Origin of the sequence: Shewanella sp., assembly GCF_051658185.1 — a bacterium.
Classification (GTDB): Bacteria; Pseudomonadota; Gammaproteobacteria; order Enterobacterales; family Shewanellaceae; genus Shewanella.
This window is the reverse complement of record NZ_JBOFMC010000164.1, coordinates 1-4,894: the sequence shown is the minus strand read 5'-3', so window position 1 is coordinate 4,894 and position 4,894 is coordinate 1. Positions and strand designations below refer to the sequence as shown.

Sequence of the window (4,894 nt, the reverse complement as noted above, 5' to 3'; positions counted from 1 at the left end):
CTGCCCCGCAGGGCATTTAATTCTTGCTGCCCAAAAGCGCTTGCAGTAAAGTGAGCTCCTTTTAGTTCATCCGCCCAGACTGTTCCCCTGAGTCACAGATGTTGTTGTCTATGATATTGTTGTACTCGTTGAACAGCGCTGCGATGTCACGTTCAGAATGAATAAACGCCCATGACCCTAAAACGCCCTCGTCAAGCCACCGCATCCACAGCCAGCCTCATGCGTATTTTTACTGTGCCGGAGGATGCCACCTCGACCTTAAGTATTATTGAGCGCAAGCTTTCTGAAGACTTAGCGGGCTTTTTAGGTGAAAGCATTGCGGTACAAGAAAAACCACTACCAGAAATCGAAGCCGACTTTAGCGCCTTTGAAATCCCCGAGACTCCGCGGTTTGTCTCTGATTACACAGACGAAATTATGCACAACCTGGTGGCCCACTCCGTCCACACGGCATCCCCAAGTTTTATCGGCCATATGACGTCGGCACTGCCCTATTTTGTGTTGCCATTGTCAAAAATGATGGTCGGGCTAAACCAAAATCTGGTCAAAATTGAAACGTCAAAAGCCTTCACACCACTTGAGCGCCAAGTACTTGGCATGATGCATCATCTGGTTTATGCCCAACAGGCTGATTTTTATCAAAACTGGATGCACAGCGCCAATCATTCCCTCGGCGCTTTTTGCTCCGGCGGCACTGTGGCCAACATCACTGCCCTGTGGATAGCTCGTAATCAATTATTCAAGGCCGATGGCGAATTTAAAGGCATCACCCGTGAAGGCCTGCACCGAGCATTACGCCACTATGGTTATGATGATATTGCGATTTTAGTGTCCGAGCGCGGCCATTACTCCCTCGCGAAAGCCGCCGATCTCCTCGGGATTGGCCGCGACAACATCATTAGCATCCCCACCAAAGGCAACAATAAAGTGGATGTTGAGCACATGCGCCAAGTTGCCCTTTCACTTGCGGCTAACAATGTCAAAGTGATGGCCATCGTCGGCGTTGCTGGAACCACTGAAACCGGCAATGTTGACCCATTAGCCGAATTAGCAGCATTAGCAGCAGAATTACACTGCCATTTCCATGTGGATGCAGCCTGGGGCGGTGCAAGCTTATTGTCGAATAAGTACCGTCATTTACTTGCAGGGATTGAACTGGCCGATTCCGTTACCATTGATGCCCATAAGCAAATGTATGTCCCCATGGGCGCAGGCATGGTGCTATTTAAAAATCCTGAACTTGCCCATGCGATTGCCCACCACGCCGAATATATTCTGCGCCGCGGCTCTAAAGATTTAGGCAGCCAAACCCTAGAAGGCTCACGCCCCGGCATGGCCATGTTAGTCCATGCCTGTTTGCAGATCATCGGCCGCGATGGCTATGAAATTTTAATCAATAACAGCCTTGAAAAGGCTCGCTATTTTGCCGAGCAAATCCAAGCTCACGCGGATTTTGAGCTCGTTACTGAGCCTGAACTTTGTCTGCTGACCTACCGCTATGTCCCCGCCAACGTGCAAATGGCCATGCAGCTTGCGATTGAGCAAGGCGATACACTCAAACTCACCCGGTTTAATGAACTGCTCGATGGTTTAACGCAATTTATCCAAAAACATCAACGGGAACAGGGTAAATCCTTTGTTTCCCGCACCCGAATCTCCCCTGCCCGCTACTCTGGCCAAGCGACCGTGGTGCTACGAGTCGTGCTCGCCAACCCCCTCACCACCCATGAGATCCTCAATCAAGTGCTTGCAGAGCAAAGCGAAATCGCCACCTCAGAAAACGAATTTTTACCCAAACTGATGGCTTTAGCCAATTAATATTGACCAAGATCAGTGCCGTCCACACCGACGGCCTACGGCTTATTAATAATGCATTATTTACATTATTTACATTATTTACATTATTTACATTATTTACATTATTTACGATATTTACGATAAGCTAATTCACTCTTAACCGATTCGCCAGCAGATATTAAAAAAGTATGCTGGCGAAGACGATCATAAACCCAACCTATAACGGCTTAAAATACACGCTACCCAGAACATCATTACCTATGGGTGTCGCACAGGCAAAGCCACATCTTTTAACAATTACCACAAAAGTTCGTCAAGCTCACAATCATTGCAAGTCAATGTTTACATTACAATATACATTATATATGATAGCCTAAAAATAGAGTCTTTACTCTACCTTGCTATTTACTTTGATAACACTGAAGGTGGCCATGTGAAAACACTCACAATTAAAACCAAAATTATATTAACAAATTGCTTAGTGTTAACATTGCTAATTATGCTTTCTTTAATTGTCACGCGTGTACTGAGCCATAACTCCACCGTGATTACCAAAGTAAACACCCTTGAATATCCTAGCTTAGCACTCACAGCTAACAATCTCGCCCTATTAAAAGAGGCGTTTGAGCGTTTTAATGTCGCCGTTACCTTAGGCGACGATGAATTACTGACAAACAATCTTAAAGTCAAATCACAAATCACGAGCAATTTGCAATCCTTGCTGAGCCATAAGCCAGAGTTATCCAGCCAAATAGCGAGTCTCAATAATAAAATTAGCCAATATTTCACCCATGCTGACACGCTTGCTAAAACCATGATTAATGGCAATGCTGATATGACAAAAGCGGCCGCAGACGCTCAGCGAAATAATGCTGACTACGAAAAAATTACCGCTGAATTTGAAACATTACATACCCAAAACACCACTAACCTAGAAAGTAGCATTCAACAATTAGTTGAAAAAAATGACAGCACAGTGACCTTAATCCAATTAGCCTGCATCATCAGCGTACTCGTTACTGCCATTATTGCATTCTTATTAGTGACCGGGATTAAAAATGATTTACAACTCATCACAAATAAAATGAAAGACATTGCCTCTGGCGACGGTGATTTAAGAGTAAGATTAGAATACAGTAAGGATGATGAATTAAAAGAGTTGGTAACCTACTTTAATCGTTTTGTAGAAAAGCTACATGATAATATTCGTAATGTCGTGATTAACACTGACACATTATCAAATATTTCTAATAATCTACTCGAAGCAAATAGCGTAGCCAAAACCATTTCAGAAAAGCAATTAGCCGCTATGGATGAGGTTGCGAGTGCAGTCACCCAAATGACTAACGTGGCCGCAGATATTTCCAGTAATGCACAGGATACCGCTAAAGCTGTCAGTAACGCCATGGCCCTCTCGCACAATGGTGCAAACACAGTGCATCAAACCTTAGAATCGCTCGAATTATTGGTTAACGATGTCCAAAAAACGGCTGGCGTCGTCTCGGAATTAAACGATAGCACGAAAAGCGCTGAGTCAATCCTGCTGGCAATTAATTCAATTGCTGAACAAACCAATTTACTTGCCCTCAATGCTGCAATTGAGGCTGCGCGCGCTGGTGAACAAGGTCGCGGTTTTGCGGTGGTGGCTGACGAGGTGCGGACCTTAGCTTCTCGAACTCAAGCCTCAACCAAAGAAATTCAAACTGTTTTAGAAGATCTCCAAGCCAAAGCCAATATCGCCATGAATATTATTGGTGAAAGCTTAACTAATGCCGAACGGTGCAATCAAAAGAGTAATGAAGCAGAAGTAACGATTAAAGATGTCGCGCTAAATATGAGTGATGTCGATCAACGTAACGTATTAATTGCCGCCGCGACAGAAGAACAAGGGCAAACCACAAGAGAAATGGAATCACACCTGCTGAACATTCAAAATATGTCGCAGCAAACCGTCAACAGTTTAAAGCAGGTTGATAATATGGTGCAATCCATTGAAAAAGTAAAAATACAATTGACGAGTATCACTGAGCAATTCAAAACACATTAATAACATTTCACCATTAATTTAATGGCTAATAGCTAACCGCTATTGGCCTGCTATTCGCTGTACCTTTTTGTATTTAATTAACAGTCGTAAATAAGAAGGAAAATATGAATAAGACGAATATTGCGCTATTAATATCCCTTGCGATTAGCGCGCCTACTGCGCTTGCCGCCACCCTTGATAATTTAACTGTGGGCGGTTTTGGCAGTGTTGGTGTGGGTATTTCCAACAATGATGCTGGCTATGCTGGTTACACGAATGATATCGACTTTAAACAAGATTCATTGCTCGGACTTCAGTTTGATTTCCAAGTGAATGACAAGGCCAAAGTGACGACCCAATTAGTTGCCAATGGCCGTTATGATTTTGAACCTGCGATGGAAGTGGCTTATTTAAGCTATGATCTGGACGTAGCGACTGTGCGCGGAGGTAAGCTACGCACACCATTCTATATGTATTCAGATTATCTGGATGTTGGCTATGCCTATCCTATGCTGCGCCCATCACAAGATATCTATGAATTATTGATTGTCAGTAGTTTTACCGGTGTTGATGCGTTAATCCCCGTAAAACTTGGCAATACCACCTTACAACTGCAACCTTTTACTGGTGTAAGCCAAGTGGAAGAGCGTGATTCTTCTTTTGATCAAAAACTCGATATTAAAGATGTTGTGGGCCTTGCTGCCACCTGGTTTATTGACGACTGGACCCTGCGCGGCTCCTATGCTCAGGCGAGCACGGGGACATCGGCTATTTCATTTATTTCCGATCAAGATGCCACCTTTGCTTCCCTTGGCCTGCAATATAACAATGGCGCACTGATTTTTAATACCGAAGCCATGATCACAAAGTTAGATGGAGCTTACCCCGATGTCACAACGGCCTCAATGTTATTGGGCTATCAGATCAACAGCGTGACTCCTTACGTTTCCATGGGCCATGTAGAGTCAACAGATAATGATGAGCGTCCTTCTAGCCTATCTTCATTTACGATGACACGGACTTCTTATTCCTTAGGCATGCGCTGGGATTTTGCCCCGAAAGTGGCTTTAA

Annotated in this window: 3 protein-coding genes; all 3 read left to right on the top strand. The window is 44.1% G+C overall.

Going from position 1 to position 4,894, the window contains the following annotated elements:
• Positions 1-171 precede the first annotated feature (171 nt).
• Entirely contained in the window at positions 172-1,818 is a 1,647-nt protein-coding gene (gene panP / locus ACRCZA_RS06845; protein ID WP_438673708.1) for a pyridoxal-dependent aspartate 1-decarboxylase PanP, read from the top strand.
• A gap of 478 nt (positions 1,819-2,296) precedes the next feature.
• Complete coding sequence (locus ACRCZA_RS06840) at positions 2,297-3,844, top strand: methyl-accepting chemotaxis protein (RefSeq protein WP_438673707.1); 1,548 nt, start codon at positions 2,297-2,299, stop codon at positions 3,842-3,844.
• A 104-nt stretch (positions 3,845-3,948) separates the two neighbouring features.
• Positions 3,949-4,894: porin (locus tag ACRCZA_RS06835; RefSeq protein ID WP_438673706.1), on the top strand; the 946-nt coding region annotated here is incomplete at its 3' end.